Annotated in this window: 20 protein-coding genes; 9 read left to right on the forward strand and 11 right to left on the reverse strand. The window is 72.5% G+C overall.

The window, feature by feature from the left end; genetic code table 11:
* Positions 1-75: 75 nt before the first annotated feature.
* The 4 genes from ACFQTY_RS15925 (at position 76) to ACFQTY_RS15940 (ending at position 3,749) form a co-directional block, all read left to right on the forward strand.
* On the forward strand, positions 76-1,320 hold the full coding sequence (locus ACFQTY_RS15925) for a glycoside hydrolase family 3 N-terminal domain-containing protein (protein WP_378102381.1): 1,245 nt from the start codon (positions 76-78) through the stop codon (positions 1,318-1,320).
* 173 nt (positions 1,321-1,493) lie between these two features.
* The gene (gene mscL / locus ACFQTY_RS15930; protein WP_378102384.1) at positions 1,494-1,877 is read left to right on the forward strand and encodes a large conductance mechanosensitive channel protein MscL; all 384 of its coding nucleotides are present in this window, start codon (positions 1,494-1,496) and stop codon (positions 1,875-1,877) included.
* 228 nt (positions 1,878-2,105) lie between these two features.
* Positions 2,106-3,575, forward strand: coding sequence for an NAD(P)/FAD-dependent oxidoreductase (locus tag ACFQTY_RS15935; RefSeq protein ID WP_378102387.1), 1,470 nt, complete (start codon positions 2,106-2,108; stop codon positions 3,573-3,575).
* A 3-nt stretch (positions 3,576-3,578) separates the two neighbouring features.
* Complete coding sequence (locus ACFQTY_RS15940) at positions 3,579-3,749, forward strand: hypothetical protein (protein WP_378102390.1); 171 nt, start codon at positions 3,579-3,581, stop codon at positions 3,747-3,749.
* Positions 3,750-3,761: 12 nt separating this feature from the next.
* Here the strand turns inward: ACFQTY_RS15940 and cobA are convergent, their stop codons facing one another.
* From cobA to ACFQTY_RS15980, 8 genes are read right to left on the reverse strand one after another with little or no spacing between them, the layout of a single operon-like run.
* Positions 3,762-5,078 (reverse strand): uroporphyrinogen-III C-methyltransferase, encoded by a 1,317-nt coding sequence (gene cobA / locus ACFQTY_RS15945; protein ID WP_378102393.1) that lies wholly within the window; start codon positions 5,076-5,078, stop codon positions 3,762-3,764.
* A complete protein-coding gene (locus ACFQTY_RS15950; RefSeq protein ID WP_378102396.1) occupies positions 5,075-5,992 on the reverse strand; it encodes an ABC transporter permease in 918 nt (305 codons plus the stop codon). The genes cobA and ACFQTY_RS15950 overlap by 4 nt, the downstream gene beginning before the upstream one ends.
* Positions 5,982-6,761 (reverse strand): ABC transporter ATP-binding protein, encoded by a 780-nt coding sequence (locus tag ACFQTY_RS15955; RefSeq protein WP_378102399.1) that lies wholly within the window; start codon positions 6,759-6,761, stop codon positions 5,982-5,984. The genes ACFQTY_RS15950 and ACFQTY_RS15955 overlap by 11 nt, the downstream gene beginning before the upstream one ends.
* Positions 6,762-6,764: 3 nt before the next feature.
* A complete protein-coding gene (locus tag ACFQTY_RS15960; protein ID WP_378102401.1) occupies positions 6,765-7,892 on the reverse strand; it encodes an ABC transporter substrate-binding protein in 1,128 nt (375 codons plus the stop codon).
* Positions 7,893-7,952: 60 nt separating this feature from the next.
* A complete protein-coding gene (locus tag ACFQTY_RS15965) occupies positions 7,953-9,260 on the reverse strand; it encodes a sulfate adenylyltransferase subunit 1 (RefSeq protein WP_378102404.1) in 1,308 nt (435 codons plus the stop codon).
* On the reverse strand, positions 9,260-10,243 hold the full coding sequence (gene cysD, locus ACFQTY_RS15970; protein ID WP_378102407.1) for a sulfate adenylyltransferase subunit CysD: 984 nt from the start codon (positions 10,241-10,243) through the stop codon (positions 9,260-9,262). The genes ACFQTY_RS15965 and cysD overlap by 1 nt, the downstream gene beginning before the upstream one ends.
* Complete coding sequence (locus ACFQTY_RS15975; RefSeq protein ID WP_378102410.1) at positions 10,225-10,938, reverse strand: phosphoadenylyl-sulfate reductase; 714 nt, start codon at positions 10,936-10,938, stop codon at positions 10,225-10,227. Before ACFQTY_RS15975 ends, cysD begins: the two co-directional genes overlap by 19 nt.
* On the reverse strand, positions 10,935-12,668 hold the full coding sequence (locus tag ACFQTY_RS15980) for a nitrite/sulfite reductase (protein ID WP_378102413.1): 1,734 nt from the start codon (positions 12,666-12,668) through the stop codon (positions 10,935-10,937). The genes ACFQTY_RS15975 and ACFQTY_RS15980 overlap by 4 nt, the downstream gene beginning before the upstream one ends.
* 453 nt (positions 12,669-13,121) lie before the next feature.
* On the opposite strand from ACFQTY_RS15980, the gene ACFQTY_RS15985 reads away from it, so the two are divergent.
* Together ACFQTY_RS15985 and ACFQTY_RS15990 are read left to right on the forward strand one after the other, a co-directional pair.
* Entirely contained in the window at positions 13,122-14,621 is a 1,500-nt protein-coding gene (locus ACFQTY_RS15985; protein WP_378102415.1) for an arylsulfotransferase family protein, read from the forward strand.
* 192 nt (positions 14,622-14,813) lie between these two features.
* Positions 14,814-15,287 (forward strand): glycosyltransferase family 2 protein, encoded by a 474-nt coding sequence (locus ACFQTY_RS15990; protein ID WP_378102418.1) that lies wholly within the window; start codon positions 14,814-14,816, stop codon positions 15,285-15,287.
* A gap of 150 nt (positions 15,288-15,437) precedes the next feature.
* On the opposite strand, the gene ACFQTY_RS15995 is transcribed toward ACFQTY_RS15990, so the two are convergent.
* Complete coding sequence (locus ACFQTY_RS15995) at positions 15,438-15,821, reverse strand: ArsR/SmtB family transcription factor (RefSeq protein ID WP_378102420.1); 384 nt, start codon at positions 15,819-15,821, stop codon at positions 15,438-15,440.
* Positions 15,822-16,106: 285 nt separating this feature from the next.
* Between ACFQTY_RS15995 and ACFQTY_RS16000 the strand changes: the two genes are divergently transcribed.
* The 3 genes from ACFQTY_RS16000 to ACFQTY_RS16010 are packed head-to-tail and all read left to right on the forward strand — an operon-like array spanning position 16,107 to position 19,347.
* Entirely contained in the window at positions 16,107-17,762 is a 1,656-nt protein-coding gene (locus tag ACFQTY_RS16000) for an NRAMP family divalent metal transporter (RefSeq protein ID WP_378102422.1), read from the forward strand.
* A 20-nt stretch (positions 17,763-17,782) separates the two neighbouring features.
* Positions 17,783-19,042 carry a magnesium transporter MgtE N-terminal domain-containing protein gene (locus ACFQTY_RS16005; RefSeq protein WP_378102425.1) on the forward strand — a complete coding sequence of 420 codons (1,260 nt, stop codon included), beginning with the start codon at positions 17,783-17,785 and terminating at the stop codon, positions 19,040-19,042.
* A complete protein-coding gene (locus ACFQTY_RS16010; RefSeq protein ID WP_378102427.1) occupies positions 19,039-19,347 on the forward strand; it encodes a hypothetical protein in 309 nt (102 codons plus the stop codon). Before ACFQTY_RS16005 ends, ACFQTY_RS16010 begins: the two co-directional genes overlap by 4 nt.
* An 11-nt stretch (positions 19,348-19,358) precedes the next feature.
* Here ACFQTY_RS16010 and istB read toward each other — a convergent pair whose 3' ends face one another.
* Both istB and istA read right to left on the reverse strand, forming a co-directional pair.
* Positions 19,359-20,153, reverse strand: a complete 795-nt coding sequence (istB, locus tag ACFQTY_RS16015) for an IS21-like element helper ATPase IstB (protein ID WP_378102429.1) — start codon at positions 20,151-20,153, stop codon at positions 19,359-19,361.
* Positions 20,154-21,431 (reverse strand): IS21 family transposase, encoded by a 1,278-nt coding sequence (gene istA / locus ACFQTY_RS16020; RefSeq protein WP_263732652.1) that lies wholly within the window; start codon positions 21,429-21,431, stop codon positions 20,154-20,156.
* Between the last annotated feature and the right edge of the window lie 69 nt (positions 21,432-21,500).

Below are 21,500 nucleotides of genomic sequence, written 5' to 3' on the forward strand. Positions count from 1 at the left end.
TTGCGTGGGAGCGTTCCCGCACGGCGTGCCGTCGCCGTTCGCGACGGCTGTCGGAGGCGCAGGCATGATGCGCGTGTGCGCGGGTTCACGTGGGTCGTCGTGGTGCTGCTGACCGGCAGCCTCGGCGCCTGCACCGCGGGCACGCAGCCCGTCCCCGACAGCACCTCGGCTTCGCTCGGCACCGGCGCGGGGTCCGCGTCCTCGGGGAGCGGGACCTCGAGCGCGACCGGGGCGCCGACGGCCGGCCCGCCGCCGACGTCGTCCCCCTCCGCGCCGGCCGGTGGCGCGAACGGCGTCGACCCCCTGGCCGGGTGGAGTCTGGAGGAGAAGGTCGGTCAGATCGTCATGGTCGGCGTGAGCACGTCCGCTCCGCAGCGGTCGAGCCACGACCTCGTCGCGTCGGCGCACGTCGGGAACGTGTTCCTGCAGGGACGCACGTCGGCGGGCCGGCAACGCGTCGCCGCGCTGGTGCACTGGTTCACCGACCAGGTGCCGTCGGGCGCCACGCACGGCGCCCCCATGATCGTCGCGACGGACCAGGAGGGCGGTCTGGTGCAGACCCTCTCGGGTGACGGGTTCAGCACCATCCCGTCCGCGCTGGAGCAGGGCGGGCTGCCGCCCTCCGAGCTGCGCTCCGCTGCCGCGACCTGGGGTTCGGAGCTCGCGGCGGCGGGGGTGACGCTGGACCTCGCGCCCGTCGTCGACGTGCCGACCGAGGGCGGGGCGGCGGGCAACGCACCGGTCGGGGCGCTGCGCCGCGCGTACGGGTTCACCGCCGCAGACGTGGAGGCCCACGCCGATGCGTTCACGGACGGGCTCGCGGGCGCAGGGGTCGCGGTGGCGCCCAAGCACTTCCCCGGACTGGGGCGGGTCACCGGCAGCACCGACTCCGCGGCCGGCGTGGTCGACGACCTGACGGACGCGTACTCGGAGCAGGTGCAGGTGTTCCGCCACGAGGTCGCCCGCGGCGCACGGTTCGTCATGGTCGGGACCGCGAGCTACGCGCGTCTGGACCCCGGGACGCCGGCCGCCTTCTCGCCCGCGGTCGTCCAGGGGCTGCTGCGGGGGCAGCTGGGGTTCGGTGGCGTCGTGATCACCGACGACCTCTCGGGTGCGGCCCAGGTGGCGGCGTGGAGCCCGGGCGACCGCGCCGTCAAGGCGATCGAGGCGGGGTGCGACATCGTGCTCGCCTCCAAGGACCCCGGCGTGGTCCCCGCGATGGTGAGCGCCCTGGTGGAGCGCGCACGCACCGACCCAGCGTTCGCTGCCACGGTGGACCGGGCAGCCCGCCGGGTGCTCGCCGCCAAGGGCATCGCGTGACGGGCACCGGCGCACGGTCCGCTGCGCGCAGCCGTTCCACGGCCCTGGCGCGCGAGGTCGATGTCTCGGCAGCGGTAGCGAGGCCTGCGGCAACGGGTGAAGCATCACCCCCGAGGCTGACCGGTAGAGGCGGCCCGGGGGACGACGCCACACCAGACAAGGGAGCAGCAGCCATGAAGGGCTTCAAGGACTTCGTCATGAGGGGCAACCTCGTCGAGCTCGCCGTCGCCTTCATCATGGGCGCCGCGTTCGGCGCCGTGGTGACCGCCTTCACCAAGGTGATCATCGAGCTGCTGGCGAAGGCCGGCGGTGCTCCGAACTTCGACCAGTGGAAGCCGGGCGGACTGGTGTCGGTGGGGCCCTTCCTCACCGCGCTGGTCGCGTTCCTGATCCTGGCGTTCGTCGTCTACTTCTTCATCGTCAAGCCGTACGAGGCGGCCAAGCGGCGGTTCGTCCGCAAGGAGGAGGTCGACGCGACGCCCGACGAGGACACGTTGCTGCTGCGGGAGATCCGCGACGCGCTCGTGCGCGGCGGTGAGGGTCCGGCGCGCGTGTAGCGGGTCGCTGAGCGGCGCGGTGCGCCGACCGGGCTGCGGTTGGCGAACCGCGTCCCGGTCGGCCGCCCGAGGGTCCGGCCGTCGAGGCATCGGCCGGCCCGGCACGGTCCCGCCGGACGCCATCGGGACTAGTTTCGAGGTGTGGCCCGCGCAGCGGCGGGACCGTCTCGGCGGACCGACGCTCGCACGGGTGTCCGTGAGCGTCAGTCCCGCCTCGAAGGGGTCGTCATGGCCGACATCGTCGTACTCGGCGCCGGGGTCTCCGGCCACACCGCCGCGCTGCACCTCGCTCGACAGCTGGGGCGGACCGGTCCCGGCAGCGCCCACACCATCACCGTCGTCTCCCCGAACTCCCGCTGGAACTGGATCCCGTCCAACATCTGGGTCGGGGTGGGGAAGATGCGCAAGGAGCAGGTGGTGTTCCCGCTCGAACCCGTCTACCGCCGCAAGGGGATCGAGTTCCGGCAGGCGCGCGCGGTGGCGATCCGGCCGATGGGCGACGAGGACGACCCGCGCGGTGCGGTCGACGTCGTCTACACGGGCCAGGGCCGGGTGGGCGAGGAGCAGCGGCTGCGCTACGACTACCTGATCAACGCCACCGGGCCCCGGCTGCGGTTCGAGGCGACCGAGGGGCTGGGACCGGAGGGTCACAGCGTCTCCGTCTGCACCGCCGACCACGCCGCCGAGGCTGCGCGGCTCCTCGACGCGGTGGTGCAGCGGCTGCGCGCCGGCGAGCGGCAGACGTTGGTCGTCGGGATGGGGCACGGCACCTGCACCTGTGAGGGTGCCGCCTTCGAGTACGTGTTCAACGTGGACCACGTGCTCCGGGACGCCGGTGTCCGGGACCGCGCGACGCTGTACTACCTGACCAACGAGGCGCACCTCGGCGACTTCGGCGTCGACGGCATGACGTTCGAGGACAAGGGCTTCCAGACCTCCAGCGAGCTGTGGACGTCGTCGCTGTTCCGGGAGCGTGACGTCAGGCCGATCCTCGGGGCGCACGTGGAGCGGGTGGAGGAGGGCCTGGTGCACTACGAGACCCTCGACGGGAGCCACCACTCACTGGGCTTCGACTTCGCGATGCTGCTGCCGCCGTTCGGTGGGGTGGGCCTGGCGGCCTACGACCGGGAGGGGCAGGACATCACCGCGGAGCTCTTCGCGCCGAGCGGATTCATGAAGGTCGACGCCGACTACACCGCCCGGCCCTACGAGGAGTGGAGGGCGGCTGACTGGCCCTCGACGTACGAGGTGCCGGGGTACCGGAACGTCTTCGCCGTCGGTATCGCGTTCGCGCCGCCGCACCCGATCTCACGACCCCGCAAGAGCGTGAACGGAACCGTGATCGCCCCGTCGCCCCCGCGGACCGGCATGCCGTCAGGCGTGATGGGCCGCAACGTCGCGATGACAATCGTCGACCGCATCCACCAGGGCCCGGCCGCCCTGCCGCACCGGGCGTCGATGGCGAGCATGGGCGCAGCGTGCGTGGCGTCCGCGGGCTCCGACCTGCGCACCGGTTCCGCCGCGGCGATGACGATGATGCCGATCGTGCCCGACTACGACCGCTACCCGACGGGCCGGGTGCTCACCGACACCCGCGGCGAGATCGGGCTCAGCGGGCACTGGGTGAAGCTGATGCTGCACTTCCTGTTCATCTACAAGGCCAAGGGTCGTCCTGGCTGGTTCCTGATCCCGGAGTGAGAGATGACGAGCCTCAACCCCCTGCCCGACGACCAGCCGGTCGTGGACCTGACCACAGCACCGTTGCCCACCGCGGGCACCCTCCGGCGTCGACGCAACGTGCCCTATCAGCTCACGCGGTTCGTGGTGTTCAACGCGCGCATCATGCGGATGGTGCTGCGGGGGAGCCACTGACCTGACGGCCGTTCAGGCGGGTGCGCCGTCCGGCGGGGTCGCCGCGCGCTCGGTCGTGCGCGACCGCGGTGCCAGCATGCCCGGGCTCGGCGACCGCCGCTCGGCGTTCCTCCAGGCAGGGGAGAGCCGGACGACGTCGCCGACGACCGTGACGGCGGGCGATCGCACGCCGACCCGTGCGGCCAGCTCGGCGATCGTCGCGAGGGTCCCGACCGTCGTGCGCTCACCCGGACCGAAGCCGTCCTCGACGATCCCGACGGGTGTGTCGTCGGCGCGGCCCGCGGCCCGCAGCGCCTCGCACGCCCTGCCGAGGCCGGCCACCGCCATGAGGAGGACGACCGTGTGGTCGCGTGCCGCGGGGACGGCGGCGATGTCGTCGTGCCCCGTCACCACCGTGAAGCCGGTCGCCACACCGCGGTGGGTGACCGGGATGCCCGCGACGGCCGGGACCGCCACGGCGCTGGTCACGCCGGGCACCACCTCCACCGGCACGCCGGCGTGCCGGCAGACCTCGGCCTCCTCGGAGCCACGACCGAAGACGTAGGGGTCGCCGCCCTTGAGGCGGACGACCCGGCGACCGGCCAGCGCGTGCTCGACGAGAAGGGCGTTGATCTGGTCCTGCGGCACGGCGTGGTGGCCTGGGGTCTTGCCGACGTCGACCACCAGCACGTCCGGGTCGAGCTCGGCCAGGACGGCGTGCGGGGCGAGCCGGTCGACGACCACGACGTCCGCCTCGGCGAGCAGCCGTCGCCCGCGGACCGTGAGAAGACCGGGGTCGCCCGGGCCGCCCCCGACGAGGGCGACCGTGCCCACGGCGTTCGGGGCCTGGCTCGCGCCGGGTGTGGTGCGGCGTCGCCTGCGCAGCGGCAGAGCGCCCGCCCTCAGGCGCGCGCCGATGGCGTCCCGCAGCACGCTCGCGCGCCGAGGGTCGCCGCCCGCGTTCACCGCGACCACGACGTCGTCCACCGTCGCGACCGCCGGCACCCAGGCCGTCGCCTGCGCGGCATCGCCGGCGTGCACGCACCAGACCCGGGCGGCGTCCGCATCGGCGAGCACCTGCCGGTCGACGTCCGGATCTCCCGTCGCGGTGTGGACCAGCCACGCACCGTCCAGGTCACGGGCCTGGTAGCGGCGGCCCGACCAGGTGATGGCGCCCTCGGCGGCGAGCGTCTCCAACGAGGGGTCCGCCTGCGGCGCGACGACGTGGACGGCGGCACCGGCGTCGACCAGGGTGCGCGCGCGCCGCGCGGCGACCGGTCCACCGCCGACCACCACCACGCGGCGTCCCGCGACGGACAGGGTGAGCGGGTACTGCGGCAGCTCCGTCACCGTGCGGTCTCCGCCGACAGCCCGCGCCGACGCAGCAGGCCGCGCTCGACCGGGGCGAAGAATGCGAGCTCGACGGTGACGCCCACCACGAGGATCAGCACGATCGCGGCGATCACGGTCGTCATGTCGCTCAGCTCGCGCCCCTGCTCCAGGAGGGAGCCGAGCCCGAAGCCGATCTTGCCGCCGACCGCGATGATCTCGGCCGCCATGAGGGAGCGCCACGAGAACGCCCAGCCCTGCCGCAGGCCCGCGACGTACCCCGGGAGCGCCGCCGGCAGCAGGATGTAGCGGACCTGCTGCCACGGGCCGGCGCCGAGCACACGCCCCACCCGTCGGAACAGCGGCGGGACCTGGTCGACCCCCGAGACGAGGCCGTTGACGACCGAGGGCACGGCACCCATCAGCACGACGAAGTACACCGTGGCGTCGGACAGCCCGAACCAGATGATCGCGGCAGGTACCCAGGCGACGGACGGCAGCACCTGAAGGCCCGAGATCAGCGGGCCCAGAGACACCCGCAACCAGCGCACCCGTGCGACCAGCAGCCCGACGGGGGTGGCGATCGTCACCGCGACGACGAAACCGGCGAGGCCACGTCCCAGGCTGGTCAGCAGGGCGGTCTGCGCATCACCCGCGTGCCACAGGCCCAGCAGCGTGCCCGCGACGTCGGTAGGTCCCGGCACCACGTACCGAGGCTTGAGCCCGAGCGCGACGAAACCCTGCCAGCCGGCGAGGAGCAGCAGCAGCGCGAGGGCCGGCGGCCACGCCCCGGTCAGCCGACGGCGGACGCGACCGGCGCGGTCCTGGTCCACCGTCTGCAGCGCGTCGAGCCCGGCCTCGAGCCGGCGGTCCACGTCGGAGGGCTCGGTGGCCGGTGCGGGGAGCGCCGTCCGGACGGTGCTGTCAGACGGCATGGCGGCGGATCTCCTTACGCAGGTGGTCGGTGATCTCGACAGCGAGAGCGGCGACCTGGGGCGCCTCGATGCGCCGATGACCCTCGATGTCGACGGTCCACTCGCGCACGATGCGCCCGGGGCGGCTCGACATCAGGAGCACCCGCTGCCCGAGGCGAACCGCCTCGCGGACGTTGTGGGTGACGAAGACGACCGTCCGGCCCGTCCGCTGCCAGATCCGCTCGAGCTCGTCGTGCAGCAGGTCGCGGGTGATCGCGTCGAGTGCGGCGAACGGCTCGTCCATCAGCAGCACCGGGCGGTCCTGGGCCAGCGCCCGCGCCAGTGCGACCCGCTGGCGCATGCCCCCCGACAGCTCGTGCACCCGCTTGGTGCCGGCACCGGCGAGGTGCACCAGCTCGAGCAGCTCCGCCGCGCGGGTCGACCGCTGGGCGGCGGGCACGCCGTTCAGCCGCAGGGCGAGCTCGATGTTGCGCGTGGCGGTGAGCCACGGGAGCAGCGCGGGTTCCTGGAACATCAGGGCGGCGCTGCCACCGGGCACGTGCACCGTGCCGGTCGTCGGCCGCTCCAGGCCGGCCAGGATCGACAGGAGCGTCGACTTGCCGCAGCCCGAGGCCCCGAGCAGGCACACGAACTCGCCCGGACGCAGGGTGAGGTCGATGCCGTCCAGCACGGGTGCGCCGGACCCGGCGAACTGCTTGCTGACGCCCTCGACGCGAAGGGCGTCCGCACGGACGGGACGCGCGTCCTGGGAGGTGGCGGTCGAGGTCATGGGTCACTCCTTCCCGAGGCCGGCGGCAGACACCGGTGCGGTGCCGGACTGCCTGCGCAGCTCGTTGAGCAGGCGCAGGTCGTAGATGCCGTCGATCGAGGCCTGGTGCGCGGTGCCGGCGGCGACGGCGTGCGCGAGCGACGCATTCAGGGTCGCGGCGAGCGGATCGGTGGAGAAGGCGGTCTCGGCGAACGCGCGTGCCAGCACCTGGTCGGACAGGGGCTTGCCGCCGGTGGCGACGAGCTGGGCGTTGACGGCGCTGGCTGCGGAACCAGGGTTGGCGTGCAACCAGTCCACCGAGTCCTGCAGGCCCTGCCGCAGCGCGCGGACCGTGTCGGGGTGGGCGGCCAGGTAGCGGCGCGACACGATCAGGTGCGTGGTGACGAAGCTGCCGCCCGGCCACAGGTCCTTCTCGTCGACCAGCACGTGGGCGCCGCCCTCGAGCACCAGCCGGGACGCCCACGGCTCGGGCAGCCACGCCCCGTCGATCCGGTGGTCGGCGAACAGCTGGAACGTCTGCGCGTTGTCCGTGGGTGTGATCGTCACGTCTCCGCCGCCGCTGAGGGGGCTGCGGAGCCCCTGGTCGTGCAGCCAGGACCGCAGCGCGACGTCCTGCGTGCCGCCGAGCTGCGGCGTGGCGAGGTCGGTGCCCACCAGGTCGTGCACCGAGGTGATCCCGGTGCGGACGACCAGCTGGGCGCCTCCCGACGTGCTGCCGGCGACGATCCGCAGCGCGTCGCCGCCGGACTGGATGAAACCGTTGATCGCCGAGTTCGGTCCGACGAAGGCGGCGTCCACCGCGCCGGCGTTGAGCGCCTCGATCGCGGCGGGACCGGCGTTGAACACCTGGGTGGTCAGGGTCGGGGTGCCGGCTGCCTTCAGCCGGGCGGCGAACAGGCCGCGCCCGACGCCGACGAGCGCGGGGGCGTGGGTGACGTTGGCGAAGTAGCCGAGGCGCAGCTCGCCGGCCGGGCCGGTCTGCGCCGGCGTCGCGGCGCCGACGGCGGGGCTGCAGGCCGCGAGCGTGGCGGCCACGACGGTGACGGCAGCACCGGTCAGGAGGCGGCGCAGCCGAGGCCGTGACGATCTGCGCTGCATCGCGCGCCCGGTGGGGACGTTGGTGCGGGACATGGAGGTGCCTCTCGGTGGGTGTGCTCGGGCAGCAGGGACCCGCCTCAGATCGCGTCCGGATCAGATCGCGTACTGGACGGGCCGTGCGCCCGGACACCGCGCCGCGCTCAGCGGGTCACCGACCATCCCGGCGGCGAGCGTCATGCCGTCGTGGGCGTCGACCAGCAGGAACGCCCCCGTGCGGCGCGCCACGACGTACTCCTCGGCGGCGACCGGCGAGGCGAGGCGCAGCCGGACCTGGCCGATGTCGTTCAGCTCCAGCGAATCGGCCGGGTCGACCTGCGCGGTGTCGAGGTCGAGACGTCCGTCGACCTCGCGGACCACGGCCTGCACGGTCCTGGTGGTGTGCTTGACCAGCACACGAGCGCCCGGCCGGAGCGGCCGGTCCGACAGCCAGGAGACGGTCGCCTGCAGGTCCTGCGTCGTGGTCGGTGCGTCCACCGCGGCGGCGAGCAGGTCACCGCGGGCGATGTCGAGGTCGTCCGCCAGGCGCAGCGTGACCGACTGAGGCGCGAAGGCGACCTCGAGGGGACCGTCCGCGGTGTCGATGGCCTGCACGGTGCTGGTGCGACCGGACGGCAGCGCGACGACGGGGTCGCCGACCGCCACCACGCCGGCGGCGATCTGACCGGCGTACCCGCGGTAGTCCCGCAGCAGGGGGTCGCGCGCCGCGTCCTGCGGGCGCAGCACCACCTGGACGGGGAACCGGAAGGCCTCCGTCACCGGATCGACGCCGGCAGGCAGCTCCTCGAGCAGCTCGAGCAGGCTCGGTCCGGTGTACCAGGGGGTGCGCGCCGACCGGTCGACGACGTTGTCGCCGTCCAGGGCGGACACCGGCAGGGTGCGGACGTCGTCCAGGCCGAGATCGGCCGCGGCGGCCTGCACCTGCGCCGAGACGTCGGCGAACACCGCCTCGTCGAAGCCGACCAGGTCGATCTTGTTCACCGCGACGACGACGTGCGGCACCCGCAGCAGGGACGCGACGGCGAGGTGCCGGCGGGTCTGCTCCAGCAGGCCCTTGCGCGCGTCGACGAGCAGGACGACGACGTCTGCGGTGCTCGCACCCGTCACCGTGTTGCGGGTGTACTGCACGTGACCCGGGCAGTCGGCCAGGATGAACGACCGGCGCGCGGTGGCGAAGTACCGGTACGCCACGTCGATGGTGATGCCCTGCTCGCGCTCGGCACGCAGGCCGTCGGTCAGCAGCGCCAGGTCGGTCGCCTCGAGCCCGCGGTCACGGCTGACCCGCGCCACGGCGTCGAGCTGGTCGGTCAGCACGGACTTGGAGTCGTAGAGCAGCCGGCCGACCAGGGTCGACTTGCCGTCGTCCACGGATCCGGCGGTGGCCAGGCGCAGCAGCGTCGCCATCAGAAGTACCCCTCCTTCTTGCGGTCCTCCATGGCGGCCTCCGACAGGCGGTCGTCGGCGCGGGTCGCGCCTCGTTCGGTCAGCCGCGTGGCGGCGACCTCGTCGACCACGTCCTGCACGTCGGCCGCGTCGCTCTCCACCGCGCCGGTGCAGGACATGTCGCCGACGGTCCGGTAGCGGACCCTCCGGACGGTGACGGGCTCGTCCTCCCGGGGCTGGGTGTGCGGACCGACGGCGATCCACATGCCGTCGCGCCGGAACACCTCGCGGTCGTGCGCGTAGTACAGAGCGGGCAGCTCGATGCGCTCGGCCGCGATGTAGCGCCAGATGTCCAGCTCGGTCCAGTTGCTGAGCGGGAACACCCGGACGTGCTCACCGGGTGCGTGGCGGCCGTTGTACAGGTTCCACAGCTCGGGTCGCTGGTTGCGCGGGTCCCACTGGCCGAACTCGTCCCGGAGGCTGTAGATCCGCTCCTTGGCCCGTGCCTTCTCCTCGTCCCGCCGGCCGCCGCCGAAGACGGCGTCGAAACGATGGTCGCGGATCGCGTCGAGCAAGGGGAGCGTCTGCAGTGGGTTGCGGGTGCCGTCGGTGCGCTCCCGCAGCCGGCCGTCGTCCAGGTAGTCCTGCACCCGGGCCACCTCCAGACGCAGGCCGAGGCGGTCGACCGTCGCATCCCGGTACGCCAGCACCTCGGGGAAGTTGTGCCCGGTGTCCACGTGCAGCACGGGGAAGGGCACGGGTGCCGGCCAGAACGCCTTCAGCGCCAGGTGCAGCATCACCACGGAGTCCTTGCCGCCGCTGAAGAGCAGCACCGGGCGCTCGAACTCGGCGGCGACCTCGCGGAAGATGTGGACGGACTCGCTCTCGAGGGTCTGCAGCTGCGTCAGCCTGCGCGGCGGCAGCGCCTGCTCGCCGATCCGGGCGGCAGCAGGGGCGGCCGTGGCCGTGGTCGTGGTCGTGGTGCTCATCGGTGGATCCCGCATTCGGTCTTGGCGAGGCCGGCCCAGCGGCCGGACCGGGGGTCGTCGCCCGGGGCGACCCGGGCCGTGCACGGCTGGCAGCCGATCGAGGGGTAGCCGTCGCTGAGCAGCGGGTTGAGGGGCACCTCGTTGGCCCACGCGTAGGTCAGGAGCTCGTCGAACGTCCACGCCGCGAGCGGGTTGATCTTCACCAGCCCGTGCGCCGCGTCCCAGGTGACGATCTGTGTGCTCGTCCTGGTGGGGGCCTCCTCGCGGCGCACGCCGGTCACCCAGGCCTCGTAACCGGCGAGCTGCTCGGCGAGCGGCTCCATCTTGCGCAGCCGGCAGCACGCTGCCGGGTCCCGGGCGAACAGGTCCTTGCCGTGCGCGGCGTCCTGCTCCGCGACGGTCTGCCTGGGCAGCACGTCGATGACGCGCACCGGCAGCCGTTCGGCCACCACCTGCCGCGTCTGCAGGGTCTCGGGGAAGTGGTAGCCGGTCTCGAGGAACAGCACGTCCACGCCCGGCGCGGCCTGCGCGACCAGGTGGGGGAGGACGGCGTCGGCCATCGAGCACGCCACCGCGAGCAGCGGGCCGAACTCCTGCGCGGCCCAGGCGGCGACCTCCGTGGCGGGCGCCTCGGCCAGCCGGGGCGCGGCCTCCTCGACCACCGCGCGGAGCTCGTCGTCGGTGCGGCGGGTGCGGGTCGGTGCGGTCACTGCAGTGCCTCTTCGTCGGCGCGGTGGGCCCACTCCGCGAAGGTCTCGGGCCGGTCGGGACCATCGGCGCGGTCGGCGACGTAACGCCGGACCACGCGCTCGACGTACTCGGCGACACCGTCGACGGTCACCTTGAGGCCCCGGACGGTGCGGCCGAGCCCCGGCTCCTCGCGGTCCGCGGACGCCAGGCCGCCCCCGAGGTGAACCTGGTAGCCGGGCACCTGCCGGCCCTCCTCGTCCTGCACCAGCTGACCCTTCAGGCCGATGTCGGCGGTCTGGATCCGGGCGCAGGAGTTGGGGCAACCGTTGATGTGCAGGGCGATCGGGGTCAGGGCGTCGAGGTCCCCGAGCCGTTCCTCGAGCGAGTCGACGACGCGCACGGCCGCCGCCTTGGTCTCGACGATCGCGAGCTTGCAGAACTCGATGCCCGTGCACGCGATGGTCGACCGGCGGAAGGGGCTCGGCTCCGCCTCGAGGCCGTTGGCGCGCAGCCCGTCGACGACGGTGCCGACGTGCTCGGCCGGGACGTCCAGCACCAGGAGCTTCTGGTAGGGCGTCAGGCGCAAGCGGGTCGAGCCGACGCTCTCCGCCAGGTCGGCGATGGCCAGCAGGGACGGCCCGGAGACGCGGCCGACGTACGGTGCCGCACCGACGTAGAACCGGCCGTCCTTCTGCTCGTGGACGCCCACGTGGTCCCCGGACCGGGTCGGCGGAGGGGCGGGCGGACCGTCGGGCAGGGCGTACCCGAGGAACTCGTCCTGCAGCACCTGACGGAAGCGCTCGGCCCCCCAGTCCGCGAGCAGGAACTTCAGCCGCGCCCGGTTACGCAGGCGTCGGTAGCCGTAGTCCCGGAACAGGCGGGTGACGGCGAGCCACACCTCGGGCACGCGCTCCTCGCTGACGAACGCCCCGAGCCGCTCCCCGAGCCGCGGCGCGACGCTCAGGCCGCCGCCGACCCACAGGTCGAAACCGGGGCCGAGCTCCGGGTGCACCACGCCGACGAACGCGACGTCGTTGATCTCGTGCACCACGTCCTGGCTCGGGTGGCCGGTGAGGGCCGTCTTGTACTTGCGCGGCAGGTTCGACAGCCCGGGGTCGCCGATGTAGCGGCGGGCGATCTCGTTGATGGCCCAGGTCGGGTCGATGATCTCGTCGGCCGCGATGCCGGCGACGGGGCTGCCCAGGATGACGCGCGGCACGTCGCCGCAGGCCTCCGTGGTGCTCAGACCGACCGCCTCGAGGCGGCGCCAGATCTCCGGCACGTCCTCGATCTGCACCCAGTGCAGCTGGATGTTGTGCCGGTCGGTGATGTCGGCCGTGCCCCGCGCGAACTCGGTGGAGATGCGGCCGACCGTCCGCAGCTGCTCGGTGGTCAGCGCCCCGCCGTCCACGCGTACCCGCAGCATGAAGTAGCGGTCCTCGAGCTCCTGCGGCTCCAACGTGGCGGTGCGGCCGCCGTCGATCCCGGGCTTTCGCTGGGTGTACAGGCCCCACCAGCGGAACCGCCCGTGCAGGTCGTCGTCGGCGATCGAGTCGAAGCCCTGCTGGGCGTAGACCTGCTCGATCCGCTCCCGGACGTTGAGGCCGTTGTCCTGCGCCTTCATCGCCTCGTTGCCGTTGAGCGGCTCGCGGCCGTCGACCGCCCACTGCCCGTTGGGCTTGGACGACTGGTGGGCCGGACGAGCGGTGCGGGGTGCTCGGACGGTGCTGGTGGGGGACGAGGTGGACATGGATCTCCTCGGGTGACGAGCGGTTCAGCGCACACGTGGCCCGTCCACCGGATCGGGGGCGGAGCGTGCGGGTGCAGCCGGCGAGGGGCTGCTGCGGCACAGCGGCAGGCGCACGACGGCGCTGCGGTCCTGGCCGAGGACGCGGACGAGAGCCGCGTCAGGGGGTGGTCAGCGACAGAGCTGACACGAGCGCCGAGGCGCGCAGACGGCGCGGCCCGGCGCCGGTCGACAGCACGCCGTGGGCACGAAGGTGCTCACGGCGGCGGCGCGGGACGCGCTGGGTCGACCGGTCATGCTGAGAGGCTAGGAGCGGTGTCCACGATGTGTCCATGAGTGCCCACGGAGTGGGACGTCCGGCTCTTGTGGCCGAACTCGAGCGCGCGGGCCCCGGGACACAGGGAGCGGACCGCGTCCGCACAGGCGGGCTCCAGGACCCGGTGCGAGGGTGCCTCGATGCGTCCCTCGATCACACCCGGTGCCGGTTGGTCGCTCGCAGCCCTCCTGACCGTGGCGCTGACCGGTTGGGCGCCGGCGGTCCAGCACCCGACGGCGGTCACCCCGACGCCTACCTCGTCCGCCGTGACCAAGGCACCGGCTCGGCACTACGTGTCCCGCCCGGACCTCACGCCGCCCGTCATCACGGCCACCACCACCGACGCGGGCCTGGCGCTGGCGCCTGCCGCCGAGAGCGCGGACGTGTTCCTCGGCCCGAAGGACCTGGACACGGGCGTCGCCATGCAGGGCGAGCTGATCGTCGACGCGCACGGCCAGCCGGTGTGGGTCGACGGCTCGAGCACTGGCACGTTCGACTTCCGCGAGCAGACGTACCAGGGCAGGCCCGTGCTGACCTACTGGGCGGGGGCGTCCTCCTCGTACGGCCACGGGGACGTCGTCGTCCTGGACCAGACGTACACGCGGGTCGCCACGGTCACCACGGGTGGCGACCTCGGCGCCCACCAGGCCGACATGCACGAGAGCACCATCACGCCGCAGGGCACGATGCTGCTGACGTCCTACCCGGAGGTCCGTGCCGACCTGAGCAGCATCGGCGGTCCGAAGGACGGCTCGGTGCTCGAGGGCGTCGCCCAGGAGGTCGACATCGCCACCGGACGGGTCCTGTTCGAGTGGCGCTCGCTGGACCACGTACCGATCTCCGACACCTTCCAGCCGCTGTCGCCCGGTCAGGGCACGCAGGCGAACCCCTTCGACTACCTGCACATGAACTCGGTGTCGCAGGACGGGCCCGACCACCTGCTGATCTCGGCGCGCAACACGCACACGGTGTACGAGGTCGCCCGCGCGACAGGTGCCGTCACGTGGCAGCTCGGCGGCCGGCACAGCAGCTTCACCTTCGGGCCGGGGGCCGCGTTCGCGTGGCAGCACGATGCGCGGCGGCAGGCCGACGGCACCGTCACGCTCTTCGACAACGAGGCCCCGCCGACGTCTTCCCGGGGCCTGCGACTGTCGCTCGACACGTCGACCATGACGGCGACGCTCGTCGTGCAGTACCTCCCACCCGCTGCCAGGGCGGCGGCCACGCAGGGTGACGTACAGGTGCTGCCGGACGGCAACGTGATGGTCGGCTGGGGTCAGGAGCCGTACTACTCCGAGTACACCGGCGCCGGTCAGCTGCTCTCGGACGCCACCTTCACCGCCGGCTCGAGCTACCGGGCGTTCGTCGCGCCGTGGACGGGCACACCGACGGCGCCGCCGGATGCCGTGCTGCGGCGCAGCGGGTCGGCGGGGACGGTCTACGTGAGCTGGAACGGGGCGACGCAGGTGGCGTCGTGGCGCGTGCTCACCGGGAGCGACGCCTCCGATGCCGCGCCGGCCGCCACCGTGCCACGAGCGGGGTTCGAGACCGCGATCCCGGTGAAGCACCCGGGCGGCTACGTCGAGGTCCAGGCCCTCGACGCCGCGGGGACGGTGCTCCGCAGCGTCGTCGTCGGGTAGGGCGCCAGGCCGCCTCGACGGGGCGGCTCAGTCCCGGGCCCGGCTGCTCAGCCGGACGCAGCAGAAGCCGCGGACCACGGGGCCGACTTCGGGGGCTGATCGACGAGGCGTTGGCGGCCACGGACGCCCCACCCACTGCGACGGGCCCACGGGATCAGCGGCATGCCGATGACATGATGAGCCGTGCCGAGCGTGAGTGTCGTCGTCACTGCCCATGACCAGGGGACTCTCGTCGCCGAAGCCGTCGCCTCGGCGTGGGCGCAGAGCCGGCCGCCGCACGAGGTGATCGTCGTCGACGACGGTTCGACCGACCCTGAGTCACGACGAGTCCTGGGCGAGCTGTCCGCATCAGGCCGGGCAACGGTCGTGCATCAGACGAATGCCGGAGTGAGCGCTGCCCGCAACGCGGGCATCGCGGCGGCCGGAACGGAGCTCGTCGTCGTGCTGGACGGCGACGACCGGATCAGCCCCGCATTCGTGGAGCGCACGGTTTCCCTGCTGGAGAGCGATTCGGCGATCGTCGCCGCCTCGGCATTCCTGAAGCTGCACGGGGCCGTCGAAGCGGTCGTGCGCCCACGTGGAGGCACGGTGGCGGACTTCCTGCACCGCAACGCATGCCCCGCAACCGCCCTGGTGCGGCGCTTGTCAACGACGGGTTGGAATTGACCCTGTGGCGACGGGGTGGGATTGACCCTCTGCTGGAAGCGCCTCGCGGCAGGTCAACGATGGTGGCTTTGGCCGCGGCCCGGAGGTGAGGGCAGCACTCGACTGTCAGCGGTTGTCTTCGAACGCCCGAGGTTTGCTCTTGGCGCCGGGTCAGTTTCCGTCACGCAGTTGGCGGTGGTGGTCGATGGCTTGTTCGACGAGGGTGGCGATGTGGGGGTCGTCCAGGCTGTAGACCTGGCGCTTGCCGTCGCGGTTGGCGGTGACTAGGTCGGCGAGGCGGAGCTTGGCCAGGTGCTGGCTGATGGCGGGGACGCTGGCGTCGACCAGGTCGGCCAGGGTGCTCACGTCGTGGGGTTGGCGGGCCAGGTGCCACAGGAGCTGGAGCCGCACTGGCGAGGCCAGGATCGCGAATGTCTCGGCGGCCTCGTCGAGCAGCTCGTCGTCCGGGCCGGTGGTATCGGGAGGCTCTGCCTGGTCGGAGTCGGCGGCGCTTGACGCGTTGGCGTCTGCGGGCGCCGGTTTGCGGTTGGGCATGGTTCAGTATGCCTTACCTCATCGCTTGCGTAACTGTTTGACTGTCGGCGTCGGTGGTGCCATCCTTGAGAGGGCCCGCGCGGAAGCGCCGGGCGCTGTCGGCCGCCCGAGGTGGCCTGGACGGAGGGAGGTGGGCCGCGATGGATACGCCTGGCGATAGTCCGGTGCTCCGGCTCTCCTCATCCGTTCGTGACGCGCGACCCTGATGTTCTGACCTGATCCGGTCGGGCTTGGTCTTGTGCGCGTCACCCGATCCCTGCCTGTCGGCGGGACGGGAGGTTCGTCATGTCGACCGAGACCAACACGGTGCAGCAGAACACGGCGGTGCTGGACAGCGCCCACGTCGGTGACATCGAGGGCGCGCTGGGCACGATCCGGCTGGGCGAGGCGCCGTCCGGCGCCCGGGGTCGACTGTCGCGGCGGCTGAAGATCCTGGCGGCGATCGTCGGGCCTGGGCTGATCGTGATGGTCGGGGACAACGATGCCGGCGCATTCGGCACCTACACGCAGGCCGGTCAGAACTACGGCACCCGGCTGCTGTGGACGCTGCTGCTGCTCATCCCGGTGATCTATGTCAACCAGGAGATGGTGCTGCGCCTGGGCGCGGTCACCGGGGTCGGCCACGCCCGCCTGATCACCGAGCGGTTCGGCAAGTTCTGGGGCGCGTTCTCCGTCATCGACCTGTTCGTCCTGAACGCGCTGACCATCGTGACGGAGTTCATTGGCATCGCGCTCGGCTTGGCATACCTCGGGCTGCCGAAGGTGCCCGGGGTGATCACCGCCCTGGTGCTGGTTGTGGCGGCGACCTCGACGGGTTCGTTCCGCCGCTTCGAGCGGGTCTGCCTGGCCCTGGTGGCCGGCTCGTTCGCCCTGGTCCCGATCGTGTTCATGGTGCACCCGGCGATCGGGCAGGTCGCACACGACTTCGTCGTGCCGGGCCTGCCGGGTGGGGCCTCGCAGCTGTCGACGGTGATGCTGCTGGTCATCGCCATCGTCGGCACGACGGTGGCGCCGTGGCAGCTGTTCTTCCAGCAGTCGTACGTCATCGACAAGCGCATCACCCCGGCGTACATGCGCTACGAGAAGGTCGACCTGTGGCTCGGGATCGTCATCGTCGTGGTCGGGGCAGCGGCGATGATGGCCTTCAGCGCGGCCGCGTTCGCCGGCACCAGCGGCGCCGGACAGTTCACCGACGCCGCGGGCATCGCCTCCGGGTTGGCCGCCGCCGGCGGCAAGGTCGCCGGCATCCTGTTCGCGGTGGCCCTGATCGACGCCTCGATCATCGGCGCGGCAGCGGTGGGCCTGTCGACCTCCTACGCCGTGGGCGACGTGCTGGGCATGAACCACTCGCTGCACCGCAAGCCGAAGGAGGCCAAGGCGTTCTACGCCGTCTTCGGGCTGCTCATGGTTGGTGCGGCGGTGATCGTCCTGATCCCGGGCAGCCCGCTGGGGCTGCTGACCGAGGGGGTGCAGACCCTGGCCGGGGTGCTGCTGCCGTCGGCGACCGTGTTCCTGCTGCTGCTGTGCAACGACAAGGCCGTCCTCGGGCCGTGGGCCAACAAGAGGGCCACCAACGTGTTCACCACGTTCGTCATCGCCATCCTTGTGCTGCTGTCGGTGATCTTGACCGCCTCGGTGCTGTTCCCGCAGATGAGCGGCCAGGCGATGGTGGGCATCCTCGGAGTGGGCACCGCGGTCGTCGTGGTGGCGGGACTGGTTAGCGGCGTGCTGCGGCGCATGAAGCGCCGGGCCGGGGTCGTGCCAGCCGCGGACGTCGTCGACGCCGAGGCCAAGGCAACCTGGCGGATGCCGCCACTGGCGCTGCTCGCACGACCGGAGATGTCGCTGGCGCGTCGCGTGGGCCTGGGTGTCATGCGGCTGTACCTGGTGCTGATGTGCGTGCTCGTCGTCGTCAAGATCGTGCAGAGCGCGATCGGCTAGCCTGGACAGGCGGACTGACCATGGATGACCTCGGCTTGGACCTGTCGGATCTGCTGCGACGCGCTGTCGTCGAACCCACCGGCCGCACCGTCGGACGCGTCCGGGACGTCGTCATGCGCCTACGCGGCCAGGACTACCCCCCGGTCGCCGGCCTCGTCACGGACCTCGGGGGGCGGTCGGTGTTCCTCCCGATCGAGCAGGTCTCGTCCTGGGCCGACGCCCACGTCGCCGTACGCACCGCCCACCTGGACGTCCGCGGCTTCGAACGTCGAGGCGGTGAGGTGCTGCTGCGGGCCGACGTGCTCGGCCACCGCCTCGTCGACATCGCCCATGCCCGCCTGGTGCGCGCCTACGACGTGCACCTGGCCCCCCGCGGCGGCGAGCTCGTCGTCGCCGGACTGCGCACCACCCGATCTGCGCACCGACGCAGCGGGGACGCCTCGTTCCACGACTGGCGCTCCTTCGAGGCCCTCATCGGACACGAACCCACCGTCCTGGTGCGGTCCACCTTCGGTCGGCTGCGGTCGCTGCGAGCTGCCGAGCTGGCCGACATCCTGCAGGACGCCTCCGACCGGGAGCAGGCCGAGATCCTGGCCGTCGTGCACCAGGACCCCGAGCTGGAAGCCGACGTCTACGAGGAGCTCGACGAACAGCGCGGCACGCTGCTGGCGGCCCGACCCGACAGCGACATCGCCGACGTCCTGTCCCGGATGCGGACCGACGACGCCGCCGACGCCCTGATGGACCTGCCCCAACCACGCCGCGCCAGGGTCATCGCCCAGCTGCCACCCCACCTACGCGCCGCCCTGACCGACCTGCTCAGCTACAACGAGGCCACCGCCGGCGGGCTCATGGGCCTGGAGTACCTGGCCGTCCCCGAACAGGTCACCGCCGGGCAGGCGCTGGCGATCACGCGCGCTGCGCGCAACGCCACCCTCGAGACCTCCGTCACCTTGCACCTGCTCGATGCGGCCGGCCGACTGACCGGCACCGTGCCGCTGCTGCGGATCGTGCAGGCCGATCCCGCCACGCCCCTGCTCGACCTGGCCGACCACGACCCCATCCGCGTCACCCCCGACACCGACCTGGCCGACCTGGCCGTCCTCATGGCCGACCACAACCTGCCCACCCTGCCCGTCGTCGGCCCCGACGGGCACCTGCTCGGCGTCGTCACCATCGACGACGTGCTGCCCGCCACCATCCCCGCCGCCTGGCGGCTGCGCGACCCCGACACCCGCCCCGAATCGGAGCCCGGGGCCGTGACGTCGAGGCCGTCATGACCCGCACCGCCCAGCACCCCGAGCCCCGCCAGCCGAGCCAGGAACGGCCAGACGCTCTCTGGGTCCCCGATGCCCTGCGCGGCTTCCCGGCTGACGAGCTCGCCGCCCTCGGCCACACCCCGACAGAGGCCACCTACGCCGCGTGGAGCCTCGCCCGACGAGGCCACGGCACCGACTGGCTCGCACGACACTTCGACCTTTCTCGCGACGTGGCCGGCGCCCTCGTACGCGCCAGCCAGCAGAGGCAAGCCGTCAAGGCCACCGACACCCCAGCACCAGCGGCGCCGGACGTGATCGCGCCCTAGCGGCGCTGCTCCTAGGTGTCGCGGTCTTTGGCGAGCAGATCGCGGCGGGCTCGGGTGCGGTAGGACTCCCCGGCCAGGGTCAGGACTTCGGCGTGGTGGACGAGGCGGTCGATCATGGCGGCGGCGACGACTTCGTCGCCGAAGACTTCGCCCCAGCGTCCGAACGGCAGGTTGGACGTGACGAGGATGGAGCCGGTCTCGTAGCGGGAGGCGACGAGCTGGAAGAACAGGTTGGCGGCGTCGGTGTCGAAGGGGATGTAGCCGACCTCGTCGATGATGATCAGCTTGTAGCGGCGGATCTTCTTCAGCTCGGCCTCCAGCGCGCCGGCGTGGTGGGCGCGGGCCAGGCGGTCGATCCAGTTCGTCGCGGTGTCGAACAGCACCGAGTAGCCGGACTGCGCGGCCCGGATGCCCAGGCCGATGGCCAGGTGCGTCTTTCCCAGGCCGGGTGGGCCGAGCAGGATCACGTTCTCGGCCTTGGGCACGAACGTGGCTGTGGCCAGGTGCGCGAGCACGTCCTTGCGCAGCGAGGGCAGGTGCTCGAGGTTGAAGTCCTCCAGGGTCTTGATCGCCGGGAAGTGCGCGGTGCGGATCCGCATCGTGGTGCCAGCTGACTCCCGGTCGGCGACCTGGCGTTCCAGGACCGCGGCCAGGTACTCCTCGTGCGACCAGTTCTGCTCCCGGGCCGCTTCGGCGAGGGTGTCCCAGGTCCTCCCGATCGTGGGGGTCTTGAGCACGCGGGTCAGGTAGGCCAGCTTGGAGCCCAGGCCCTCGGGGGCCGGTCTGGTCTTCGTCGTGGTGGTCATCTACTTCCCTTCAGCGGTCACCGCTCCCAGGTCGGGGCGGGGGTCGAAGTCGACGCCGAACAAGGCGTCGTAGTCCGGCAGCGCCCGGATCGCCACGACGTGCCCGTCCGCGTGCGTGCGGGTCGAGCGCTGCTGGGCCTGGCGACGGGCGGCCAGGTCCGCGCGCAGCGAGCGGGCCGTCTCCTGGTGGGCCGGGTCGGTGATCGTGCGGGCGTGGCCCCAGTCGCGGGCGTGGTCGGCCACGACCTGCCCCGCGCATGAGGCCACCACCCGAGCCGGGGTGGCGATCACGTCAACGAACCGGCCGATGACGCGCGGGTCGACGGAATAGTCGTTGGCGTCGATCCGCACGTAGTAGTCCCGACCCAGCCGGACCCGGTGCGTCAGGCCGATCGCCGGCGCCAGCGGCGGCAGGGCGACCATCGCCGCCCGGTCGGCCGTCCACCGCTGGGCTGGGCTGACCGAACCGATCGCTCGCAGCACCCGCGTGTTCGCTCGATCGGCCAGCCAGTGGCCGATCTGGTCGGTGAAGTCGAACGGGCCGGTGAACGTTCGACCGGGCAGGAACGACGTCTCGAAGAACCCGTTGCGCCGCTCGACCAGGCCCTTGAACTCCGGATCCCGCGGCGGAGCGAGCTTGATGCGCACCCCGATCGTCCCGGCGAAGCTGGCCGCCTCGACCGTCGGCTTGCCGGGCCCGCCGATCGCCGACTCCCGGTCCCAGACCAGGGTGCGCGGGCAGGCACCCCAGCTGGCGAGGATCTGCCACATCCCGGCCAAGATGTCCCCGGCCTTGCGCGAGGGGATCATCACCGCGCCGGTGACCCGTGAGTACCCGCAGGTCATCGTCAGCACCGGCAAGACCCGCTCGACCCCGCCACCGACGGGGATCGGGGCCGGTGGGAACCACAGGTCGCACTGGGCGACCTCGCCGGGCGAGTACTCGACCCGGTCGGTCGGGTCCGGTGGGGTGAACAACGGCCGCAGCTCACGGACCCGGTCCTTCAGGATCGTCAACGACCGCCTCCACCCGATCCGCTCGGCGATCACCGTCGCCGGCATCCGCGGGAACTCGGCCAGCAGCGCCCGGATCGCCGGCTCGACCTCGTCAACCGCCGATCCCCGCGGCCCGCGCTCCCGCGACGGCGGCGCCTCAGCCCGCAACGCCGCCCGGACGGTGTTGCGCGCCAACCCGAGCCGACGCGCGATCTCCTTGATCGGCATCCCCTCGGCCCGATGCAGCCGACGGATCTCCGCCCAATCCTCCAGTGCGATCACCCCTCCAGAGTCCCGGAGGGGTCAGCCCCAATCCGTCGTCAGAGGGTCAGTCTCAACGCGTCGTCGACA

Origin of the sequence: Cellulomonas sp. T2.31MG-18, assembly GCF_964266755.1 — a bacterium.
Taxonomy (GTDB): domain Bacteria; phylum Actinomycetota; class Actinomycetes; order Actinomycetales; family Cellulomonadaceae; genus Cellulomonas.